We start from the raw sequence: 23920 nt of genomic DNA, 5'->3' as shown, positions 1-23920 counted from the left end.
AGGTTAGATAAAGGTGATGTGGAATCGATAGCTGTACGATCTAATCTCCAGCACATCCTCAAGGGTCATACATTATCCTGTAAAGATCAGGCAGTTATTTCCTTATTCAGGATATAGCCGACCATTCCAGGGTTCAAGTTGGTTTTATTGTTTCCTCCACAATCTCACTCATAACCTGATGATGCTGATCGAGAGCTCTTTGTGTAGAAACGCATCTTTAGTATCTTTACATTATTTTTTCCAAGATCATTGGAAATAGGACTATCAGCAAGTAAGCTATTGGCAATGATAATAGAACCCCGTACAGGAAATATCCCAGACATCTCATAATCCGGACTTCAATGCTGTTTCCCCCTCGAACTACAGCACCATCATAGCCTATTTTGCTGTCAAACTGCCTGAAGTATGCCTCATTCATTTTCATATATTTCCCCTACTTGTTTTTTCTTCCCCCTATCTGATTCTTTTTTACTTGTACTCTGATAATAAGTACAAACACTCTATATAAAAAGTTATCTTATTGAACTAACATTATTTTGATAGTATTTCAGAGATATCAATGATATCATATCAATTAAATGAGTATAATGAGTTCAGAAAAGAGAATTATAGCGACTTTTTCGAGTATTAGTTCCTATATTTTCTTTGATCTCTAATGGGAATTTTCCTATAAATTATCCCCAAGTAAAAAGAAATAATTTTCATTAGTAATCCCTTTGAGCTTCATCCTTAATGAGACGGCCCTCGTCAAGACAAACAAAGCAGCATTTGGATTTGTCTCCAAGTATGAGAATGGTGCTACAGTACCAACTGGAAAGACAGAATTTCAATTCAAGGTTGCAGATCTCAACTTCAAGTCAACCAGTTATGAGTGGATTGTGTTACTGGATCACAGGCCAGGTACAAAGATACTGGAAACTACCAATAGTGAAGGAAACTATGAATTTATTTAGCATGAAAGTTCTCTCAAGTACTTTCATTCTTTGTGCCTGTTATTCAAAGAATTTCATGTGCGTTTGACATGAAAGCACCTGAGAGCGTTTTTATTTTTTAAGGGTGTTGTTAGAGGAATATCGTGTATGTTTATGGAGATTGGTACTTTCATAATAATTATACATCTCTATTTTGAAAGTCTCAGGTATTTTTTTGGAATATTCGTATCTATTTTGTGACTCCTGAGTTTTTTACTACCGCACAATTTACAGGATTTTTCGAATTATACTATGCGTATTTTAACCATTGATTCTGTTAAACTTTCCTCACTCAGTTCTGATATTAATTGTTAACCTGGATTCTTGCCAAATTTTAAAACTCCCGTTGGAAATAAGAAGTACCTGACTTGAAGACTTCGGACCTCATTAATATTAGAACCTGGAGAAAAGATAAATTGATTGTTAACCTGCTTTATGAAAAAATTATTATATATAAATTGTATATAGAATTTAACATAGAGATTTTGGAAATTACGCACAACTCTTAAAATTAATAATATAAATGAATTTTACAGGATTATTGCGACTAATACAGAGGGTATCTGCCAAAACTTCAGATACAATAACGGAGTGTAATATATGTTCTGGAGTAAAGAGAATATTATAGAAAGATTGAGTAAAATACCTCGAACTCTTGAGGATATCTCAATAGATATCTTTGAAGGTGTACCTTCAACAAATGATTTCTTACATAAAGTAAGCCTCTCAAGAGATTACACAGATGCCCCATATGCCTGTAGAAGTTTGCAAAGGAACGTAAACATAGAACAGGAACTGATGTATCCTTACATGGATGGAGCTCTGTCGAATGAATTTGCCATTCACTCCAGCCAGTACCGGTTTATGCTTCCTTATGAAATAATCGGCCACGATATAAGGAAAAAATACAGGGTCTTTCAGCCAGAAGAGATGAAAACAAGATTTCCGATGGCTTATAAACGGCTTATAGAGATCAAATATAAGTTCAGAACAGGTGAGGAAGAGCTTGATTCAGCTGATTGTTACCGCCTGAAAGACGAAAGATTCCTCCAGTATATTAACACACCTAAAATCATCGTTACTGACCACTACCGTCTACAGGCTTCATACGATATATCCGGGAATTATGTGTTTGCAGATGGAATTGGGGTTGTTCTTGGAGACCACACACTCTACCATTATGTAACAACGGTACTTAATTCCTCGATATCAAGGGCTTTTCCAGAGATCTGGAGCCGCGAAAAAGTTCGAAATAACAACAGCCTGTACCCAAAGATACTCAAAAGGTTTCCAATCACTTTTCCTGAAAGTGAAAACGCAGAGACCTTAATAAACACAATATCCCGCTACCTTATTTATCTCAACAGTCAAAAACATACGGCAAAAATTTACTCCTTACCGGGTTACCAGAGATTAATGGAGTTTTATAAAAGAATTTCAGATCTATTGGTCCTGGATACATATATTACAAATGACCTTGATCCAAGATTTATAGAAATTCTTGCAGAAAATATAGTTTCATCGGAAGATGAATTCGAATACAGTGACGATATGAGCCTATTAATCGCACTGCAAGAAATAAAAAAGAATGTCCTGAATACCCCTGATTTCCGGAAATGTAAGTTCAGTAATGAGTTCACAAATATTCTTGCTACCCTGAAGAACAACGGAGTCTGGTAAAAGGAAAAAAATCAACAGACCTGGATAAAGGGAAAAATCAACAAATAAAGGCCTAATTTTCCGGGTTCAGTGTCATACACATACTGACAAAAGTCTATCTGATATAAGGATATCTTTCTGAACCTTAGAAGGTCCTATCAGAAACGAACCTAAAAAATATTTTAAATTAACAATATAAACTGAAGAGCTGGTCTATATGAAAATTGATTTCTATTTTATTTATCAACTCCCTTCATTCGAATTTTAGCAAACTGTGTCAATTTGAGCAGCTCTACATATTTTTTATAATTTATTTTATAGTTGTGCAGAAGATAAGGGCAATTCCTTTAAAAAGTTTTTATTTATACTTAATAAAATATATAGAATTGAGTAAGAACCACGTATAAAGATAGATGAAAAAATGTCGATTTAAGAGAGAGTTTTTCTAAGAATTCGAACATTATGTCTACTAAATTCGTTTTTAGAAAAATGAGGCACATTATACCAGAGATTAATATTGTCCTTCTTTCCAGGATATACGAATACCAGCATAGTTATTTAAGTAGCTATTTATATAAAGCTAAATATAGTTTTTATCACTTAATAAGTCCCAATATTAATACATATTTTTTAAAAAATATTATAAATTATTCCATAAAAAATCAAAAAACCCAGGAGACAACCCCTAACTATATCAACTTTTTTTATAAAATACCAAAAATAATTTATAATAAAACTGCGTAGACCTAGAATGTCAACTCAAGAATTCAATAACAGGTGAATTGATCTTTTGAATCAGTCTTTTCGGAAGAAGAGTTGACCCGGCTAAAAGCCGTGATTGGTTAAACAGGAGGTATTGGCCAGAGGAGAAACCCCATGGTCAGTAGCAGATTTTGAGTGGTAGAAGTCAAAACTTCTAATGTCCGGCCGCTTCCAATGCCTGATCCCTATGAGGTTATTGGAGAGTGGAGACTCTGTGTTCAACGTGTCCGCCCCACATAAATCGCAGAGAACCGAATTGGATAGGTTCAAAAATATTACGCAGACGTAATATAAATTTTTGAATAACAGCACCGAACCGACCTGATTAGAGAATCTAAGCTGATCTAATTAGATATGTCGGAAAAAAGGTATTACGAGTACGTAATATGGAATTTTGAGAAACATTTGGGGAAAATATAGAATTACCCTATAAATTTTGATTTTGCTTAAATCCCTATAAAAATCCAACCCAAAGGTGATACGATGCTAAAAAAACAACTGGGAACCCTATTCCTGGTAACATGTCTTATTTTAACAACCGTACCTACAGTATTAGGCGGCGAGAACACACAGGTCATAACTGTTGCAGGAGACGGAAGTGGAGATTACAACTGTGACGGAGTAGAAGATAACGTTCAGATTAACCAGGCACTTGAATATGCAGCAGCAAATCCGGGCACAACTGTCCAGCTCAAAGGCCCATTCACATATGACATAGCCGATTCTCTTCTGATTGGCAGCGACACAACCCTTGAAGGGGACTCAGGTGTAACAATTAAGCTTGCCGATGGACTGCCGGTCTGGGGCGGGCGTGAGAGCAGTATTTCAGAAAAGAAAGCCATGATTATGATCAGAGGCGGTTCTGCATCCAGTGTTGCAATTAAAAACATAGTTGTAGATGGAAGCCAGAGCGACTATTATCCCGATGTCAGGCTTGGAACTTCCTGTTATAACATGGCAACCATAATAAACTGCAATGGATTAACAATCAAGGGCGTTACATTCCAGAACGGATGCAACGATGCCATGCTTATTTCGCAATCCAGCAATGTAGTAATAGACTCAGTAACTGTAAACAAATGCGGGCATGACGGCGTATACGCATATCATGTTGACGGCATTACAGTTAAGAACTGCAACTTTATCAACAGGACCAATTCATCCGTCAGATTCGATTCCGTTACCGATGGAGTCATGCAAAACAATGAATGCACAACATCTGGCGGCGGATACGCAGGCCTGGAATTACAGGGAACTCTTGTAAACATAGAAGTCTCTGGCAACTATTTCCATGACCTGGATGCCCCCGCAATAGTACATTTGAACACTGACGAAACCAGTGTAAACATCCACGATAACAGAATTGAAAACTGTGGATAAAGAACCTGTAAATTGGAAAATTCTCAGTTCATTAACTGAGAAACAACCCCTTTATTTTTAAAATGGATAAGGCTGAAATCATGCCGCTGCCTGTAAAGCAGGCAACTTAATTTCCACATTTTTAAAAGTATCTTATTGTATTACCCCGATCAATCATTATCGTTATTTTCTCCCATTGCCCTCAGGATATACAGGAACAAATTCACAAAATCAAGGTACAATATAAGAGCCCCGATAATAGCTTCTTTATGGGCTGCGGATCCGGCTGCAACGAGCTCAGAAGAATTTGTTTTTTCAGGTTCAGTATCTATTTTTTGTTTTCCTTCCTGTTTTGCGTCTGCCGTCTTTTTATCGGATTCTTTGTTATTGTCTTTTTTACTGGAAAAACCGAGCTCTTTGAGCACTTCAAGATCTCCCTGGCTCAACCTTTTGAGTTTCTGCGTATCATACGCTGTAAGCCCTGAAAAAACAAGCACGCCAATAATTGAGATAATAAGATCAAGCCCAGAACTTTGCAGGAATAAATTGCCTGCCAGAGCTATGATAAGCCCTATAACAAATGTCATAAGCAGGTTACCAATCCCGCTCAGATCCGTATTTGTAGTGTAACCGTAAACACTCATAATCCCGAAAGTAAGGGATGAAATTCCAAAAAGGGAATAAATGGAGCTTTCAGTATAAACAAAAAATATCACGGATAATGTAAGCCCTGTCATGAATGTATAGATCAGATACATTGTCCTTGCCTGAAGAGGGGTCAGGATATCGATATTACTTGAAATCCTGGATACAAGAATAAGCTCTGCAATTAATAAGCCAAAAAACACCAGAAAACTATCCAGTATAAGCCCTGAAATCAAGGGACTCCTGTAGACGAGATAAGCTGTTGAACCTGAAACCAGCAAACCCGTAAACATCCAGAAGTACACAAGATGAAGGTAACGCTTCTGAAATGATATGTCTATAAGGTTCTCCCTGACAAGCATAGAATCTGCTGCAAATGTTTCTGTCATACATAGAGTGTTTGGAATAAGTAGAATATAAATGTTAACGAAATATAACTCTCAGTAAAGTTGACAATAATTATGGATTAATCTTAAGCTAATGACTTAAAAATAGAGCGATAAAAAGAGAAAAAAACGAAATTAACAGGATATTCTGGCGTTTTTGTTCAGAAAATATCCAGGATATGCTTCATAAGCCATTTAAGCCAGTAATTTAATCTTATTTAAGCAGGGAATCGATTCCATCATACAATGCCCTCAATGCTATGCTGAGTCTGCGGGCTTCAACCTGCCATATTCTTTTACTGATCTGCCTGTCCCCTCCGGCTTTGACAGCTGCTATCCAGGCATATTTCCGGGCTAACTTTGAATTGTGTAAAGGGGAATGGAATGCCTGACCTGTTTTCTGGTTGCTGTATTTCTCATTAATGAGAAACTCATAGATTTCCTGGACCCTTTTGAGCAGTTTTTTCTCACTCTCAGAACCTGATGTTCCAAAAAGAGCCAGATTCCAGAGACGGAACTTGACCTCATTCATTTCTCTAACAAGCTTCCTTGATTCTGCAATATCCATCATTGCCCTGAATTCACGGAAAATATCCGTGTTCCCGGAAGAAGAGGGAAGAGTATTTCCAATTGAAATCATAACATGGATGCATTCGTGGAAAAGGATTCTGGCCATAAGGAACTCGACTCTCTCCTGAATATTCCAGAATCTGGTTACAAGAGACTCATCCCAGAGCTGATAAGGGTTAACCAGAATGAGGGACCTGTAAACTATCTTTTTCTCCTTTTCTGAAACTGAACGTTTCGGGTAAAGAGCTATTCCCTGCATTTTCCCGAAAAACTGAACCCGGACTGCCAGATCCCAGCAGTAGTCCCATTCCCCCTTACTTGCACACTTGACCCTGCAATACTCGCCGTCAAAGTGAACATTTTCAAGCAGGAGGTACATATCCCTGCTGTGAACCCTGATAATTGATTTCACCCTGGATTCCCGATAGATGTTGAGGTCAAGGCAAGGAAAATAAGGGACAGAAGTGAAAGAGAAACATGGGGAAGACTGGCTCATGCTGTAACCCTGAGACAGGGAACCTGAACTGGCTCGCGGTATATTTTCTTTTTGTTCAACATGCCGGGATTTTTCATTCATACCTCCTTCCCTCCATTATACTTATAATATATTATCACGGAAGATATATAAAAATTGATCAACGGAAATATAAATGAAAACAGGAATGAAATTAAAGGAAGGAGTATCCTGCTGAAAGAAAAAAAACTGGATTAAACTTTTTCACCAATATTTCCGCAAACAGGACAGTTGTTCAGTTTTGCAAGTGAGATTTCACTGAAGCTTCCGGAAAGCCCGTTCCAGAACAAAAGCCTGCCCTCCAGAAGCTTTCCTTTACCTGTCAGGAACTTGACTGCTTCACTTACCTGAATGGACCCTATAACACCCGGAGTTGCTCCGAGAACTGGAAAAACCTCTTTTTTTGGGATTCTCGGGAAAATACAGTAAAAACAGGGCGTTTTTCCCGGGATTATTGTTGTGACCTGCCCATCGTAGCCCGTAACCGCCCCATGAATTAAAGGAATATTCCTCTTAATCGAAAGTCTGTTAAGAATATGCCTTGTTTCCATATTATCCAGAGCATCAATTATAAGATCGCATTCAGGAACCAGAGAATCAATGTTGGATTCAGTGATCATCTCTTTAATCGTTTCAACTTCAATTAAAGGGTTCATTAAAAGAAGCTTTTCTTTTGCGGATTCAACCTTTGATCTTCCAATGTCCTTTTCATGATGGAGGAACTGCCTGTTCAGGTTGGTAGGGTCTACGGTGTCAAAATCAGCAAGGATTATTTTACCAACACCTGCAATTGCGAGGTATGTTGATACAGGGGATCCGAGCCCTCCGGCGCCGGCAACAAATACCCTTGAAGCCTTCAGCTTTTCCTGTCCCTCCTCTCCAAAAAGAAGAATCTGCCGACTATATTTTTCTCGTTCCGCGTTATCCATGTAAATGCCTTCCAGGATATTGATTTAAGGAATTTTCAAGAATGATAATTTTCAAGAATGATAAAACTGATATACTGACTAACTTTGAATTAGAGAGTGCTGACGTGGAATAAAAGTTCGTTCCCTTTTCTCAGTAGATTGATTTCTTTATGCATAACGTCTTCGGAGAATAGAAAGAAGAGTTGAATCCTGAAAAGAATACAGGAGAATGTAAATTGTGGGAAGAGGCACGACAGGAGAAAGAAGAGTTCAGGAAAGAGGGGTTTAAAAGCCTGAAAGGCAGAAATTTTTTGGAAAAATTAATTAAGGCAGGGCCCATAAAAATAGCTACATCATTTTTAGCAATACTGGAACCGGATACTGCTGCTCATTTTTATCAAGACCAGTTGAGAAGTTACAGATGAGATGCTGGAATACAGGTGAAACGCTGTAAAATATAAAATAAAGGTTTTGGAATTTATGAAAGTTCTGGATTTAAAAAATACTATCCTTAATATCAAGCGGGAATTTTCTGGATACTTTAAAGAAAGGGATGCCGAAATCAACGGCTCTCTTCTGGCGCTGCTTTCAGGAGAGCATATACTTTTGCTCGGGCCGCCGGGCACTGCAAAAACCCTGCTTGCAAGCAAAATTTGCGAAACTATCGAGGGAGGAAATTTTTTCCATTATCTTCTTACCCGTTTCTCCACTCCTGAAGAGGTATTCGGGCCCCTTTCATTAAAAGCACTTGAAAGAGACGAATTCAGCCGGAGGGTGGAGGGCTACCTGCCAACTGCACACATAGCCCTTCTTGATGAGATTTTCAAGGCAAACAGCTCTATATTAAACAGCCTTTTGACAGTCCTGAACGAAAGAAAGTACCATAACGGCAAGGAAGTCATGGATGTGCCTCTATTTTCCGTTTTCGGGGCTTCTAACGAGCTGCCCGAAGAGGATGAAAGCCTTGAAGCCCTTTACGACAGGTTCCTTTTCAGGTACAGTGTGGACTATATCCAGCACGAAGAGAACCTTGAAGCCCTTATTTTCGAAAATGCGGAAGAGTTCCAGCCTTCGACCAGACTCTCGGTTGAAAATATAAAGGAAATTCAGAAGAAAGCAAAGGAAATGCCTGTAGACCCTGAAGTCAGGACAATAATCCGGGGGTTGAGGAGAGAGCTTAAAAACTCGAACATATTCGTTTCGGACAGGCGCTGGAAGAAGATTATAAACGTGCTCAGGGTTGCTTCAGCCGTAAACGGGCACACAAGCGTCGACCGGATGACTGTTGTTCTGCTGCAGCATATGCTCTGGGATCTGCCGGAACAGAGAGAAACTATCAGGAAACTTATCCTTGACAGGGTTGTATCAGGAGGCACTGATACTGGAAAGCTGAAGCAGAATGTTTTTGACCTCAGAAATTCCGTATACAGCTGCCTGCAGCAGGAACTTCCGGATACAGTGTCCTGCAACAAGTGCTTTGTAGAGGAGAAAAAAACTTCGGGAGGCCTGAAGAGTTCCAGGTTTGCGGGAGTTGCAGCACCAAAAAGCCTCACGTTCAATAATGCCCTTGACCTTTTAAAACACCATATGGAATTCCCTTCCCACACCTACAGCCTCGGGCTTGACTACGGCAACACCAACGGTTCACTGAGCTTTGAAGGTGTGGCAGAACAGTTCCGCCGAAGGTACGGGTTTGAGTTCAAGCTAAGCCTGGACTACGGAGACAAAAAACTTTACGAAAAAGAGTATGAAAACCTTGAGGATAGGCTGAACTATTTCAGAAAGCATGTGCAGGAAGAAGAAAAAGCTCTCGAAGAAACTCTCAGGGAAAATATATGGATCTCCGGACAGGACAGCAAAGAAATTCTGATAAAATACCACTCCAAAAACACAGATATTTACGAGATCGCAAGCCATTTGAACGAAGTCCGGTCCCTGCTGGAAAAACCGAAGATATTCGATGTGGAAACCGAAGAAGTGAAAGTTGCCTGAGCCGGAAACTCTGGAAAGCCAGAAAAGGAAAAAAAGAATATGCAGGATCGGAAAAGCTCTAAAAAAGATTTTGAAAATCTATCCTCAGATAGAGTATCTTTTGATCGGGACTTTAATCCTTTTACTATATTGAATACCGAACTTAGGGAATTTCTGGCAACTCCCCGAAAAGTGCCTCACAGGATAAGAGAAGAGATTGCAGAAATCCTCATTTATGAGCTTCTTTCAGGAAAAAGCTACGAGATAAAGGATGAGAAACGTTTTACGGAAAAATTTGGGGTTTTTTATCCGATATTTCTCAGTATGAGAAATCAGCAGGTCTGGGAAGAAATAAAAGTCCTCGCCGGAGAAAACCGCATGGCAGGAGTTTTTATCCTGAGAACCCTGCTAGAGGAACTTTTTACTCTCCTTGATGACTATGAAAAAATAGAGAAAGATCTCTTGAGAAAGCCCCAGAAAGGGCTGGAAAAAGCTCTGAAAGCCCTGAAAGAGCTGATAAATGAAACTCAGATTTTGTGGGAAAGAAACAGACTGGAAAAAACAGAGAGCCTGAGAAACCATGAGTGGGAGAGAGATTTAAACGAATTCCTGGAAATAAATGCAGAAGAAAATGAAGAAGAAAAGAGTGACCTGAACAGCCGGAAAAATCTCCTTAAAAAGCCCAGCGACCTGACAGAAAACTATCAGGAGCGAGAACCTGAAACGCTGGCGTCATCAGAAAAACTTGCTTCAATGACCGGAGAATTCATGTTCAGCGAAAAGGCAGGGGAAGCTGTTGACTCAGTCGTGGAGGAAAGGATAGTTATAAAACTTGAAGAGCTTATCCCTCTCCTTGAAGACCACCTTGATATGCTGGAAATCCTTTCCATGCTTTTTCCGGGAAGGTCATGGGACTATTCCTTACAGGCTCTTCACAGGGAATATTTCGAAAACCTTGAGAGGTATGCATCTCTTTTCAGGAAAAGTTCTGACCTGCGTAAAATCCTTGACCAGGTAGGCAGAATTGAACTTGAATACGGCTCAAAAAAACTGCAGCTATCACCCCACAGCAAAAGTGAGGTGCACACAATCACCCTTTCAGGCGATATCCAGACTCTCCTTCCGGTAGAAACCGTAAAGCTCAAAAATCCCGTGCTGAAGCGCAAGTTCTATGCTGATATGATCGAAGAAAAACTCCTCACATACCAGTTAAGAGGAGAAAACTGGAACTCGGACTTTGCAGGAAAAAAAAGGAAGGGACCTGTTGTCGCACTTGTCGATACCTCTGCTTCCATGAGGGGGACTCCCGAGCTTCTTGCAAAAGCCGTGGTCCTGGCAATTGCGAGAAAGATGTTAAGAGAAAAAAGGGATGTCAAAGTAATTCTTTTTTCATCAAAATGGCAGACCGTTGAGATCGACCTTACGGACAAAAAACGTATGGGAAAAGAGTTTCTGGAATTTCTCAAATATACTTTTGGCGGAGGCACGGATTTTAATACAGCACTCCACTCAGGGCTAAAAGCAGTAAAAAAGGAAAAAGCCTTCCAGGGAGCAGACCTCCTTTTTCTTACGGACGGAATGTCGGAGCTCTCAGAAAAACCTCTTATCCGCGAGTGGAATGAAATAAAAGCCGAAAGAAAAGCCAGAATATTTTCCCTGATAATAGGAGGTTATGATGCAGGAGGGCTGGACCAGGTATCAGACCAGACCTATATTGTCCATGATTCAGGAAACTGGCAGGTCGAGGAAAGCCCGGCAAGATTTATAAAAGCAGTCAGCAAGCCTGCGAGAATGTTCTAAGCGGCTGGATAAGATTCAGCTGAATGGAAAGAATATAAAGCGGAATGGAAAGAATATAATTAAGTTCTGCGTTTAAGAAGCCGGCTTACCCCGTCTATGAATTCTTCGAGATCTTTTTTACCCGGAGCTTTATGATTACAGATACCTGACAGAATGACAAATGCTGCCTTTTTACCTTTTGTAGAATTCTTCAGTAAACCGAGCTCGATCACTGCAATTATAGTATCGGAGATCAGCTCGCGGTCCCTGGGGCTTAAATTACTCCACTTTTCATTGAGTATTTTCGAAGAGGCTTTTACTGACTCTCTGCCTTCCGAAGCTATAGACGAGGCTTTTGAAGAAACGACCTTTGAGAACTTTATAATCTGGTCCTTTCCACAGCAGGCGGTTCTGGAAAATGTCCTGAAAGCTCTTCCCGGGATCTCTTTCATTCTCATTTTTTCATAAGAAGAGGTACCTTTCCAGCGATTTTCCGAAAATCCGCTTTCTGAGGTTCGTTCTTCGAGAGTTTTGCGGATCTCTTCAAAGATTTCAGTGATTTCCTCTTTAGATCTTGTTCGCAGATATTCCCTGAGATTTTCCAGCAGCTCAGAGTCCATTTCATCAGAGAAGGCTTCTTCAGAATCAGAGTCTCCGCTGACCTCGACAAATTCGGCGTCAATTACAGGACAGGACCCTATGAGAGAGTCACGTAACGACCCCTTTCCCGATTCCGGATTTTTCCGGAACCTGTAACTGGACTTTGAAAATCTCCCAAATATATCCTGTTTGTTTTTGAGCAAGAAAATCACATCCATGCCTTAAAGCGGAATAATCGTTACTCGATTTTTTCCTGGGAGTTCACAGCCTGAAGCAGTTTCTGCGCCAGAGCTGGCGTATAGATTCGTAATTACATAATCAGATTTCATTCCGGGATTTAATAATTTTTTCTGTTTACGTTGCCATCAGGTACGAAGATTCCTTGCATGGATACTGTAAATCCAGGTACAGAGCCAGGATGCTGGCAGTAACGAGAAATCGAATTCACCAGGAGGAAAACTAGCTTAAAAAAACACAATAACATTTTTTTCACAAAATAAAGAGATAATAAAGAATAATATTAAGAATAAAACCTTTTTATCCCCTTTTTTCAGGAAATAACTGCAGATTGATTCGTAGTTTAAGCAATTATTTTATAAGTTCCATGCATTAGTGAGTATTAGGCGAGGTGAAAAGTATGGGTGTACTTGATATAAAGGCATTAAAAATAATCGCATGCGGGCTTTTGATTGTATCTATTATCTCCATTGCCTGTGCAGGGGCAGGGACAGAGAATAAGGCTGTGTCTGCAGGAATTGGAGCGGTAGAAGCGAAAATTGCAGCCAGTTCTATTGCTGATGTAAATTCTATTGCTGATGTCAGCTATATTGCTGGATCTGAAAAGGACGCAGGATATTATTATCCGGAATTTGAAAAAATAAGTGTAAATCCAGCCTATCAGTACCTTGAACTGAAGCCGGGAGACAGTAAAAACTTTACAGTAACTGTCAAGAACAACGATAATAAAACTGTTAAACTGAATCCCAGACTTTTAATCATTCCATATACTGAAAAATTCATAGATGAAAGCTGGGTCAGCATAAGCCCCTCTGCAAAAGACCTGAAAGCAGGGGAAAAAGAGGAATTTGAAGTAGAGGTAAATATCCCTGAGGATGCAGACCCTGGAAACTATGCCGTACTCATAGCCTTTACAGAAAATGTGCCTGAAGGAGATGTAGCCGGCTATTATCCGAACTTCCCCGGAACAATGCAGCTAACCCTGCAGGTGTGGGTTCCACCGACTCTCCAGATCCTTACGCCTTACATTAACGACCTTGTAGAAGCCGGAGAGACTTATACCTATGAAATAAAGCTGAAGAACACAGGCAGAAAGGATGTTGCAATCTCCCCTGAGCTTACGGAAGGAGGCGACATCATATATTATGACAGCATTTACCCTTATGGAGGAGTGACATACGCCTTTGGAAATGATGCAATAAGCATTGAAGCTCCGGAAAAAATAAAAGCAGGGGAGACAGCCGTTGTGAAAATGACACTTAAAGTCCCGGCTGATGCAAAAGGGAGCTATACAGGAACTCTCGACCTGAATATCGATGACCCGGGGATCAGTGAATACGAAGGGAAAGTGACCCTGAATTTCCGCATTCTTCCGGTTCCCGAAGAGCCTTATGAGACCACCTTCAAAACCGCAGATAACGGCACTATCAGCATAGAGGTCAGCGCCTATCAATATGGGTATGGCATGTATACCGCAGGAGGAAACAGGGACCTGAAGCCTTCGTTTGAGGTGAGCCTGAAAGACCCCTCGGGAAAGAGTGTCACGCCTGCTCTCGTAAGCAAGAAGTACAGCGGCTCGGTAAATATAGTAGATGATACATACCCGCAGCCTTACCTGCCGTACATGTCCGCAAGAGTTTCAGCCGGCACGGAAACCTATAATCAGGGAAGCTACCAGGGAGGGACTACAACCTTTGTAGAGACCTATACAGTTCCTGGAGCCGCAGGAGACTGGACGCTTTCAATTCTTCCCAAAAATACGGAAAACTTTGACTATTCAATTATAATCGGGGCTGTTGAAGAATAAATGGATGCCTCAGGCTTGACGACAGTCAGGCTTTAAACTCTTTTTACTTTTTCCTGCATCAGGAAAATCCAGGCTTCCACCGCCCGGAATCTTTTATTTGATACCTGGAAATCAGAATTCTGATTAATTGTTTTTTTTCTGTTCCAGAATCAAGAGAAGAAATCTTTCAGCATTCTCTTCTTTCAGCATTCTCTTCCCTGAATTACTCCGGGCAAGGGACGCCTTTCAGATAAGAGAAAAAAGAACTGACAGGCATAAGGTCAAGAGATAATACTGAAAAAAAAACATACCCTGAATTGAGATAATGTTCCCTTAATTCACCCTTTTTTAGTAGTTTTGAACTCAACACGCATAAGAAAGAACCTTGTTTAAACCTTGTTTATAAAAAAAACAGGTCTTAACCGGAGAAGTATAAATACATGAAAGTACAGCCTGAGCCTGTAATTAGAATTAAGTGCTTGAAAGCTGTTAAGGTTCAGGTGTCTATGGTTACAGCCCAAAGTTTAACCACACAGGCGCTTTCTGTTACGCATTCATTATTCTCCCCATAATAAGGCAAATAAATGCAGAAGAAATAAAGCAGACATGTTTCCCGGAAACACGAAGATAATAAACCCGAAGGACTAAAGTAGTCTAAGGATAAGATGGGGCTCTCACAGGATAAGGAAAAATGAGATAATAATCAAAAATAACTCACAAAAAGTAATTCGCAAAAAGCTCATCATTTCAATTTCATACTTTTGCTGGAGGTAAAAAGCACAATGAGAGAAGGTCTGGACCCCTTTGGGGTAAGAGACAGCATCGAAACAACTGCCGGAAAAGCTACGATTTATAGACTGGGTAAACTGGAAGAAAAGGGCTTTGAAGGGATTTCCCTGCTCCCCTACTCAATAAGGATCCTGCTGGAATCCCTGCTCCGGCATGCGGATACTGAAAAGAGGATAATAACCGCAGAAGACGTGGAAGCTCTCGCCCGCTGGAGTCCTGAAAACATAAGTGAAAGGGATATCCCGTTTATTCCGTCAAGGGTAATCATGCAGGACTTCACAGGCGTTCCTGCGGTAGTTGACCTGGCAGCCCTCCGCTCGGCAATGAAGCGGCTTGGAGGGGATCCTGCTAAAATCAACCCTGTAATCCCTGTCGACCTGGTCATCGACCACTCGGTTCAGGTTGACTCCTACGGGACAAAATATGCCCTTGGAGAGAACGAGAAGAAGGAGTTTGAACGCAACAGAGAGCGTTATACCGTCCTCCGCTGGGCACAGAAAGCCTTTGATAATTTCAGGGTCGTGCCCCCGGGAAGAGGAATTATCCATCAGGTGAACCTTGAATATCTGACACCTCTTGTCCACCTGAAAGAAAAAGAAGGAGAACTATTTGCTTTTCCGGATACCCTTGTCGGGACCGACTCCCATACAACAATGATCAACGGGATAGGAGTACTCGGCTGGGGAGTAGGCGGCATAGAAGCCGAAGCCGTAATGCTCGGGCAGCCTTACTATATGCCTGTTCCTGAGGTTGTCGGTTTTAAACTCTACGGGAAACTGGAATCCGGAGTTACCGCAACTGACCTTGTCCTCACGATAACAAAAATGTTAAGGAAGCATGGGGTTGTCGGCAAGTTTGTTGAGTTCTACGGGCCCGGCCTGAACTCCCTCAGCCTTCCGGACAGGGCAACGATTTCAAACATGGCTCCGGAATACGGGGCAACGCTGGGAATTTTTCCGCCTGACATGGAAACTCTTGACTACCTGAAGAGGACAGGAAGGAGCGACGAACAGGTTGACCTTGTGAAAAAGTACCTGGAAGCACAGGACCTCCTTTACTCTGTTAACAGGCCAGAGCCTGTCTTCAGCAGCAATCTCGAACTTGATATGGGTACAGTAAAGCCCTGCCTTGCAGGCCCAAAACGCCCGCAGGACCAGCTCTTTCTGAATGAAGTCTCAGAGAATTTCCATGAAACAATGAGGCAGACCTTTATAAGAAAGAAAGTAGGAGGCGTTGAGCTCTTCAGAGACCCTGCTTACCTGCGCTGGCTGGGAGACGGAGGAGCACCTTTAGAAGAAGCCGAAGCCCCACTAGAGGTAGAGGTTGAAAAGAGTGATTATACCGATAGAAACTCCAGGCTCACACATGGTTCAGTTGTGATCGCATCCATTACTTCATGTACGAATACCTCTAACCCCTCGGTTCTGATCGGAGCCGGGCTGCTTGCAAAAAAAGCTATTGAAAGAGGCCTGAGGGTTAAACCCTTTGTAAAAACAAGCCTGTCTCCGGGTTCAAGAGTGGCTACTGAATACCTTGGAGCCGCAGGTCTTCTGCCCTATCTTGAGGCTCTGGGTTTCCACCAGGTTGGATACGGCTGTACAACATGCATAGGAAACAGCGGGCCTCTGCCCGAACGTGTATCAAAGGAAATCGAGGAGAAAGACCTCACAGTTGCAGCCGTGCTCAGCGGGAACAGGAACTTTGAAGGCAGGATCAATCCCCATGTAAAAGCGAACTACCTTGCCTCCCCGCCGCTTGTTGTTGCATACGCCATTGCGGGTACGGTAAACATAAATTTCGAAACCGAACCCCTTGCATATGACCCTAACGGGCTCCCTGTTTACCTGAGAGATATATGGCCAGGGCAGCAGGAGATAAAGGAAGTTGAAAAGAACAGTGTAAAGCCTGAAATGTTTAAGAAAGAATACTCAGGCGTTCTTGAAGGCGCAAAGCTCTGGAAAGATCTGGAAGTCCCTGAAGGCACCCTTTATGACTGGGATCCGGCTTCAACCTATATACAGGAACCTCCTTATTTTGTGGATTTCCCGCTTACTTTGCCTCTGCCCGGAGATATATTGAATTCAAGAGTCCTTGCAGTTTTCGGGGACAGCATCACTACTGACCACATATCCCCGGCAGGAGATATTCCGGCAGACAGCCCTGCAGGCAGGTACCTGATGTCCTGGGGCGTTGACCAGAAGGATTTCAATTCATACGGTTCCCGCAGGGGCAACCATGAGGTAATGATGCGCGGCACCTTCGCAAACATCCGGCTCAGAAACAAACTTGTAAACAGGGAAGGTGGATGGACTGTCTCCCACATTAAGGGAGAAGACTTCCCGCCTGAAGCCTGCGGAGAAGGAATTCCAATCTATGACGCATCTTTGCTCTATGAGGAAAACAATGTTCCTTTGATTGTTCTTGCCGGGAAAGAATACGGGACAGGCAGTTCCCGCGACTGGGCCGCAAAAGGCACATTCCTCCTTGGAGTAAAAGCAGTTATTGCCGAGTCGTTTGAGCGCATCCACAGAAGCAACCTTGTTGGCATGGGAGTTCTTCCTCTGCAGTTTAAGGCAGGAGAAAATGTAGATACTCTCGGGCTTACAGGAAAGGAAAGCTATGATATACTTGACATTGAAAAAATGGAGCCTCACGGAGAGCTTACTGTAAAGGCAAAGGACGACAGCGGAAAAGAAACAGAGTTTAAGGTAGAATTAAGGCTAGACTCTGCCGTGGAAATAGAGTATTATAAGAATGGCGGGATTTTGCATAAGTTCCTGCGGGATTCTGTGAAGAAAAAATAAAGTTGCACAGGGCAGAATAATAAGAAAGACAAAAAGATATTAAGAGAGTTCCGCAGGCCTTAATAAAGGTTTTTCTTTTTCTGGACCTCTCTTATTATCCAGGCTGGAGAAGGAACCATTTCAGACAAAAAAGATATTTTAGAGATGCTTCGCCCTGAAAACACTAACTTTAAGGCTAAAAACAGTTAGGAGGTTTAGAGAGGTGGGGAGCTTAACTTCAGCAAAGATATTAAAAATGATTTGAACTTACAATTTCAACAAATTTAATATACTAATTTGATGATAATACAATTGCATTGTCGCCCTATTTTTGGACCCAAAAAGTCCTTCTTGATAAATCTTTCACGTATAATCAGAGGATTCCCCAATTTCAAAGTTTTTTGAAAATCCTCTAGGCATAACTGCGAGGTAGAAAATGAGTAAAAATATATGTTTCATAGACGGGCTGGAGGGCATTCTGAAGTACAGGGACGTCGATATCAAAGATCTAATCGACCTTCCCTATGATGCAGTTTCCTATCTGCTAATCAAGGGAGAACTCCCCGGAGAAAAGGAACTTGCCGAGTACTCAGCCCGCCTGCATGCGGAACGTGGAATCAATAAGGAGGTAATGGACGTTATCCGCATGTGCAATTTCAATATCGATGCTATGGAAGCACTGCGCACAGTCGTTTCTTTCATATCGCAATTCGATCCGGACCTGAATGACAACTCTCAAGAAGGGAATATGAGAAAAGCCATAAGGTTAATTGCCATGGTCCCAACCATTGTTGCTGCTTATTATAGAACTGCAAACGGAAAGGAACCTGTTCCGCCTGATCCCTCCCTTTCCCACGGAGCCAATTTCCTGTACATGATTAAAGGAAGCAAGCCGGACCCGCTGGAAGCCGAAGTCATGGAAAAAGACTTTATCCTCAGTGCCGAGCATGAACTCAATGCTTCTACCTTCTCCTCCAGAGTAACAGCTTCAACTATGTCCGATCTCTACTCAGCCGTTGTTTCAGGGCTCTGCACACTCAAGGGTCCTCTTCACGGGGGAGCAAGATCAGAAGTTATGACCATGCTTGAAGAAGTCGCCAGCCCTGAAAATGCCGAGAAGTTTGTCCTCGAAAAAATAAAACAGAGAGAAAAAATAATGGGCTTCGGGCACAGAGTATACAAGACATATGATCCCAGGGGCACAATATTTAAGGAGCTTTCCAGGAGACTGGCTGAAGCTAAAGGTGATATGCACTGGTACGAGACAGCCGAAGCAATTGAAAATACTGTTGTCCGCGAGCTTGTAGAGAAGAGAGGAAAGCCTATTTACCCCAACGTTGATTTTTATTCTGGAGTCATTTACAAATATATGGAAATACCCCCTCAGCTTGCAACTTCGATCTTTGCAATCGGAAGGATCTCAGGCTGGATAGCCCACTGCTTTGACCAGTATGAGAAGAAAAGGATCATAAGACCCAGGATCTTCATGCTCGATGAATGTTGAAACTCTGGAATGAGCCCTGTTGTGCCTGAGGCAGGATCTGACAAACCGAAACTGAAAACCAGAAATAAAACTGGTTTTTCAGGCAAAACAGGTTCATAGGCAGAAACTAATTCAAACAAACAGAACTTTCAGGACGAAAGTTCTCTCTTATTATTCCCTATAACAACTGATATCAGGTAACAGAACCAGAGTTTCTGCACCGGGATCAGATAATCTTTTTATCATCTGACAGCTTTTTGATATCCAGATACCCATGACTTATAGAGATTTCATAGACCGGTTAAAAGAAAGCGGAAAACTGGTCGAAGTTAAGCAGCCCGTTTCCCCGAGATTTGAGGCTTCAAGAATTGCAAAAAAAACAAAAGCTCCTGTTCTTTTCCACGACATTTCAGGCTCAAAGGTTATTATGAACCTTCTCGGGTCCAGGGACGAGCTTTCCTCAATGCTCGGAGTCCCTAAAGAGGAAATCATAAAGAGGCTCTCGGAGGTTTCTCCTGAAGGTGAAATACGGCTGGTTTCAGAGTCTCCAACCCTTGAAGTCATAGAAGACGATGTTGACCTGACTAAACTTCCTATTCTTACACATTTTGAGAAAGACGGCGCTCCCTATATAACTGCGGGAATTGTTGTTTCCGAATACGGAGGCGTGATGAATGCTTCGATCCACCGCCTTATGCTAGTGGGAAAAGATAAGCTCGCCGCCCGCCTTGTCCCTCCGAGGCATACCTATATCCTTCATAAAAAAGCTGCAGAAAAAGGCGAACCTCTGCCCGTAGCAATTGTTCTCGGCTGCGACCCCGTGATTACTTACGCAACAACTACAAGAGTGCCCGTAGGAAAAGAATTCGAATATGCAGCTGCCCTGAGGGGTGCTCCGGTAGAACTCTTTGAATGTTCAAACGGGATAAAGGTACCGCATTCCGAGATCGTGCTCGAAGGGTACGTTGACCCGAAAGAAAGGGTTGATGAAGGACCATTTGTTGACATTACGGGAACGTATGACGTGGTGAGGAAAGAGCCTGTTATCCATATTACAAGAATCATCCATAGAAAAGACCCTATCTACCATGGAATTCTTCCTGCGGGCCCCGAGCACCTCCTTATGATGGGAGTGCCCTATGAACCGAGGATATACAGAGCCGTAGGGGAAGTTACAACTGTCAAAAACGTGGTATTAACAGAAGGAGGGTGCTGTTATCTCCATGCCGTCGTGCAGATCGAAAAACAGACTGAAGGAGATGCGAAAAACGCTATTATGGCTGCCTTTGCTGCCCACACAAGCCTGAAGCATGTGGTGGTTGTAGATGAAGATATAAATATCTTTGACCCGAATGATGTTGAGTTCGCAGTTGCCACAAGAGTAAAAGGGGATATGGATATCCTGATCATACCCAACGTCCGCGGCAGTTCCCTGGACCCCAGAGGAGCACCGGACGGGACAACTACAAAAGTGGGAATTGATGCTACAAAGGTTCTTATTGAAAAAGAGAACTTTGAAAGAGCAATAATTCCGGAAGAATGACTGATAAACAACTTCTAACGGGCAGGGCAGGGAAATTTAAAACTGTATTTGGGGCATGAAATCCCCTGCCTGCCTTCAAACTTTATTTCATCTCAAGTTCCTGTACTTATCTTGAGAATATGACAGCCGGATGTGCTGATAGAGCTGTCCCCGGTATTCTGCGCCCTGCATTACTAAATGGCATTAAAAGAGTGAATTTCATGTACCTCACAAAAGAAGAAGAACAAATCCTGAACGGAGAAGCCGGAGAAACTCTAAGGCAGGCAATCCAGATCCTTGTGGCTCTTGGAGACATCTACGGCGCAGACAGGCTGATCCCTATCAAAAGCGCCCAGATTGCAGGCGTTTCCTATAAAACAATAGGTGATGCCGGGCTTGAATGGATTTCAGACCTTGAGGGGCAGGTAAAGGTTCCTGCAACCCTTAATCCGGCAGGGATGGATCTGGAAGACTGGGAGAGGCTGAAAATCTCTCCTGAATTTGCAGAAAAACAGAAGGCAATTGTTCAGGCTTACAAAAAACTCGGGATTCGCTGCGAATGTACCTGTACTCCTTATACCCTTGAAGGCTTTTCAGTGAGCTACGGCGACCACCTTGCCTGGAGCGAGTCCTCAGCCATTTCTTATGCAAACTCCGTAATAGGAGCCCGGACAAACAGAGAGGGAGGACCATCAGCCCTTTCGGCAGCACTTCTCGGGAAAACCGCAAACTACGGGTTTCATCTTGATGAAAACCGCGTTCCAGAAGTCTCTGTAAATGTAGAGTTCCCGCTTAAAGAATCGGATTACGGAGCACTTGGATATGTTGCAGGAAAACTCATTGGAAACAGAGTGCCTATTTTTCACCTGAAAGGCAAACCGAAAGCTGATGAATTAAAAGCTCTGGGGGCTGCAATGGCTGCTTCAGGCGCAGTGGCTCTTTACCATGTGAAAGGAGTAACACCCGAAGCCTGCAGAATGAACTTTGGAGAGCCTGAAGAAAAAATAACTATTGAGAGAAGCCAGCTGGATGAGGTTTATGAGAGCAAAGGCAAAGAGCCCGAACTGATTACTATCGGCTGCCCTCACTGCTCTGCTGATGAACTTAAAAAAGCTGCTGAACTGCTGAAAGGAAAAACAGTTTCAAAGGAGACCTGGATTTTTACCTCAAGGGAACTTACAAAACGCTGTCCTGAGTATATAAAAACCATTGAGGAAAGCGGAGCAAAGGTTGTATGTGATACCTGCATGGTAGTTTCTCCGGCAACCAACAGTTATTCCTGCGTGATGGTAAATTCGGGAAAAGCCTTTGCTTACGTGCCCGGAATGTGCGGGGCTGAAAGTGTATACGGAAATATGGAAGCCTGTATTGAGAAGGCAACTGCTGGAAAAGGGAAAAAGGCAGGTGGTTCCCATTAAAATCAAAGGCAGGACAATTTCCAGGGGATGTGCAGAGGGGGAGGTTTTGATTTCCAGGGACCCTATATCTTTCCTCGGCAGTGTGGACCCCAGAACCGGGGTTGTGGTCGAAGAAAAGCACTCTCTGGCAGGAAAGTCAATTAAAGGGAAAGTTCTCGTTTTTCCGCATGGAAAAGGCTCTACTGTTGGATCCTATGTGATGTACCAGCTGAAGAAAAATGAGGCGGCTCCTGTAGCAATTATCAATCTGGAAACCGAACCTATAGTGGCGGTAGGGGCAATTATATCTGAAATCCCTCTGGTTGATATGCTGGAAAAGAACCCTTACGAGTTTTTAAAGGATGGAGACTCTGTCCTGGTAAACGGCAGTGAAGGATACGTCGAACTGCTTAAATCAGAAGGCGGTCAGAAAGAAGAATGAGATATTCAAAATTTCAATCCAGTTATCGTGCCGTTTAAAGTTTAAAGGATGAAAATAATGTTAATAGCCTTAAAGGCTCTAAAAGCTAATGAAAAAAAAGATACAGGAACAATAGATACGAATTAAAAGATTTAATTAAATTATAAAACAGGAAAGCTAATTTAAGCTAAAAGAAACCTCAAGCCTCAAGACGTGAAACCTAAAATGAAACAGGAAATCGAAGACCATAGGGAAGATCGTGGGAAGCTCGAAATTGAGGAATCGATTTCACGCATATATCCTTTCATATCCAGGGTATTTGATGTATATGAAATCCAGAAATCCGGAGATATCCTTTATTTCTTTGGCACTCCTAAGGCAGATACCGAAAATGTAATGGGAGAACTCTGGGCTCCCCTGGAACAGCGGGGGCTTGGAGGTACCCTGAAATATGAGCTAGGAGAACACGTTCTTATCGTTGCTCCCTTAAAGAAGGAAGAGGAAAAAGTGTGGATAAACTTAGCACTTTTTATAGCAACGATATTTACAACTATGATCTGCGGAGCCTGGATGTTCGGAGTTGACCTGTCTAATGATCCCATGCAGGTTTTCGAGGGTTTGCCTTTTACCCTTGCGATAATGGCTGTTCTCGGCTCTCATGAAATGGCTCACTATGCAATGGCAAAGTACCATGGAATGAAAACTTCCCTTCCTTATTTCATTCCATTTCCGACTTTCATAGGCACTATGGGAGCGGTAATCCATTATAGAGGGCCTATCCCTAACCGAAAAGCCCTCTTTGATGTAGGAGTTGCAGGGCCTCTTGTAGGGCTTTTTGTCTCGGTTGCAGTCACCATAATAGGGTTGAAGCTAGATGTGCCTGCAGTCAATCCGCTGCCTCATTCCCTGATGTTCGAGGTAGGCCTTCCCCCCCTTTTTGTAATGGTCCAGAAAGTTGTCGGCGTTACAGGAAGCAGCCTGCATCCAGTGGCTTTTGCGGGCTGGGTAGGAATGTTTGTGACCCTTTTAAACCTCCTTCCTGCAGGACAGCTTGATGGAGGGCATGTGCTCAGGGCAATGCTTGGAAAAAAAGCGGACAGGGTATCTTCAATGATACCGCGTATCCTTTTCCTGATAGGTATTTATGTAGTCTATTATCTAAAAGGAGACGGTTTTATATGGATATTCTGGGGCCTCTTCCTCTGGGCTTTTGCAGCAGCCGGGCATCCATCCCCTCTTCATGACAAAGTGGAACTGGATAGAAAGCGCATCCTTATAGGGATACTTACTTTTGTACTTGGGCTTCTTTGCTTCACTTTGATTCCTTTTAAGACCATAACCTGAAAAATCTGGAGCTAATTGAAACCTGAAAAAGAAC

The 23920-nt window shown here is 42.2% G+C and carries 17 protein-coding genes; 12 read left to right on the top strand and 5 right to left on the bottom strand.

All coding sequences use genetic code 11. The features are described 5' to 3' along the window. Nucleotides 1–226: 226 nt before the first annotated feature. Nucleotides 227–424, bottom strand: a complete 198-nt coding sequence (locus tag PLL47_RS08135) for a hypothetical protein (protein WP_324445691.1) — start codon at nucleotides 422–424, stop codon at nucleotides 227–229. 1147 nt (nucleotides 425–1571) lie between these two features. Here PLL47_RS08135 and PLL47_RS08130 point away from each other — a divergent pair. Together PLL47_RS08130 and PLL47_RS08125 are read left to right on the top strand one after the other, a co-directional pair. Then, a complete protein-coding gene (locus PLL47_RS08130) occupies nucleotides 1572–2651 on the top strand; it encodes a hypothetical protein (RefSeq protein WP_324445690.1) in 1080 nt (359 codons plus the stop codon). 1224 nt (nucleotides 2652–3875) lie between these two features. Next, entirely contained in the window at nucleotides 3876–4772 is an 897-nt protein-coding gene (locus tag PLL47_RS08125) for a right-handed parallel beta-helix repeat-containing protein (protein ID WP_324445689.1), read from the top strand. A gap of 149 nt (nucleotides 4773–4921) precedes the next feature. On the opposite strand, the gene PLL47_RS08120 is transcribed toward PLL47_RS08125, so the two are convergent. The 3 genes from PLL47_RS08120 to PLL47_RS08110 all read right to left on the bottom strand — a co-directional run bounded on the left by PLL47_RS08120 (nucleotide 4922) and on the right by PLL47_RS08110 (nucleotide 7795). Continuing rightward, entirely contained in the window at nucleotides 4922–5785 is an 864-nt protein-coding gene (locus PLL47_RS08120; protein WP_324445688.1) for a Bax inhibitor-1/YccA family protein, read from the bottom strand. A 211-nt stretch (nucleotides 5786–5996) separates the two neighbouring features. After that, the gene (locus PLL47_RS08115) at nucleotides 5997–6929 is read right to left on the bottom strand and encodes a hypothetical protein (RefSeq protein WP_324445687.1); all 933 of its coding nucleotides are present in this window, start codon (nucleotides 6927–6929) and stop codon (nucleotides 5997–5999) included. 131 nt (nucleotides 6930–7060) lie between these two features. Further along, nucleotides 7061–7795, bottom strand: a complete 735-nt coding sequence (locus PLL47_RS08110) for a HesA/MoeB/ThiF family protein (protein ID WP_324445686.1) — start codon at nucleotides 7793–7795, stop codon at nucleotides 7061–7063. A gap of 215 nt (nucleotides 7796–8010) precedes the next feature. Between PLL47_RS08110 and PLL47_RS08105 the strand changes: the two genes are divergently transcribed. The 3 genes from PLL47_RS08105 to PLL47_RS08095 are packed head-to-tail and all read left to right on the top strand — an operon-like array spanning nucleotide 8011 to nucleotide 11545. Beyond that, on the top strand, nucleotides 8011–8199 hold the full coding sequence (locus tag PLL47_RS08105) for a hypothetical protein (RefSeq protein ID WP_324445685.1): 189 nt from the start codon (nucleotides 8011–8013) through the stop codon (nucleotides 8197–8199). A 55-nt stretch (nucleotides 8200–8254) separates the two neighbouring features. Beyond that, nucleotides 8255–9766: an AAA family ATPase gene (locus PLL47_RS08100; RefSeq protein ID WP_324445684.1), complete on the top strand. Its 1512-nt coding sequence runs from the start codon at nucleotides 8255–8257 to the stop codon at nucleotides 9764–9766. A 39-nt stretch (nucleotides 9767–9805) separates the two neighbouring features. Next, nucleotides 9806–11545, top strand: coding sequence for a vWA domain-containing protein (locus tag PLL47_RS08095; protein ID WP_502883686.1), 1740 nt, complete (start codon nucleotides 9806–9808; stop codon nucleotides 11543–11545). 59 nt (nucleotides 11546–11604) lie between these two features. Here PLL47_RS08095 and PLL47_RS08090 read toward each other — a convergent pair whose 3' ends face one another. Then, on the bottom strand, nucleotides 11605–12336 hold the full coding sequence (locus PLL47_RS08090) for a hypothetical protein (RefSeq protein ID WP_324445693.1): 732 nt from the start codon (nucleotides 12334–12336) through the stop codon (nucleotides 11605–11607). Between the two features lie 425 nt (nucleotides 12337–12761). Here PLL47_RS08090 and PLL47_RS08085 point away from each other — a divergent pair, with 425 nt between their 5' ends. The 7 genes from PLL47_RS08085 to PLL47_RS08055 all read left to right on the top strand — a co-directional run bounded on the left by PLL47_RS08085 (nucleotide 12762) and on the right by PLL47_RS08055 (nucleotide 23886). Then, nucleotides 12762–14168, top strand: coding sequence for a COG1470 family protein (locus PLL47_RS08085; RefSeq protein ID WP_324445682.1), 1407 nt, complete (start codon nucleotides 12762–12764; stop codon nucleotides 14166–14168). 761 nt (nucleotides 14169–14929) lie between these two features. Further along, a complete protein-coding gene (gene acnA / locus PLL47_RS08080) occupies nucleotides 14930–17740 on the top strand; it encodes an aconitate hydratase AcnA (protein ID WP_324445681.1) in 2811 nt (936 codons plus the stop codon). Between the two features lie 415 nt (nucleotides 17741–18155). Next, nucleotides 18156–19223, top strand: coding sequence for a citrate/2-methylcitrate synthase (locus PLL47_RS08075; RefSeq protein WP_324445680.1), 1068 nt, complete (start codon nucleotides 18156–18158; stop codon nucleotides 19221–19223). A 253-nt stretch (nucleotides 19224–19476) separates the two neighbouring features. Beyond that, nucleotides 19477–20745, top strand: coding sequence for an anhydromevalonate phosphate decarboxylase (locus PLL47_RS08070; protein ID WP_324445679.1), 1269 nt, complete (start codon nucleotides 19477–19479; stop codon nucleotides 20743–20745). Between the two features lie 200 nt (nucleotides 20746–20945). Continuing rightward, nucleotides 20946–22142, top strand: coding sequence for a phosphomevalonate dehydratase large subunit (locus PLL47_RS08065; protein WP_324445678.1), 1197 nt, complete (start codon nucleotides 20946–20948; stop codon nucleotides 22140–22142). Further along, nucleotides 22129–22563 (top strand): phosphomevalonate dehydratase small subunit, encoded by a 435-nt coding sequence (locus PLL47_RS08060; RefSeq protein WP_324445677.1) that lies wholly within the window; start codon nucleotides 22129–22131, stop codon nucleotides 22561–22563. The genes PLL47_RS08065 and PLL47_RS08060 overlap by 14 nt, the downstream gene beginning before the upstream one ends. Before the next feature lie 192 nt (nucleotides 22564–22755). After that, nucleotides 22756–23886: a site-2 protease family protein gene (locus tag PLL47_RS08055; protein ID WP_502883685.1), complete on the top strand. Its 1131-nt coding sequence runs from the start codon at nucleotides 22756–22758 to the stop codon at nucleotides 23884–23886. Nucleotides 23887–23920: the final 34 nt, after the last annotated feature.

It is taken from the genome of Methanosarcina sp. (genome assembly GCF_035390745.1).
GTDB lineage: Archaea > Halobacteriota > Methanosarcinia > Methanosarcinales > Methanosarcinaceae > Methanosarcina.
The sequence above is the reverse complement of the archived record's forward strand: the minus strand, read 5'-3'. Positions and strand labels throughout refer to the sequence as shown.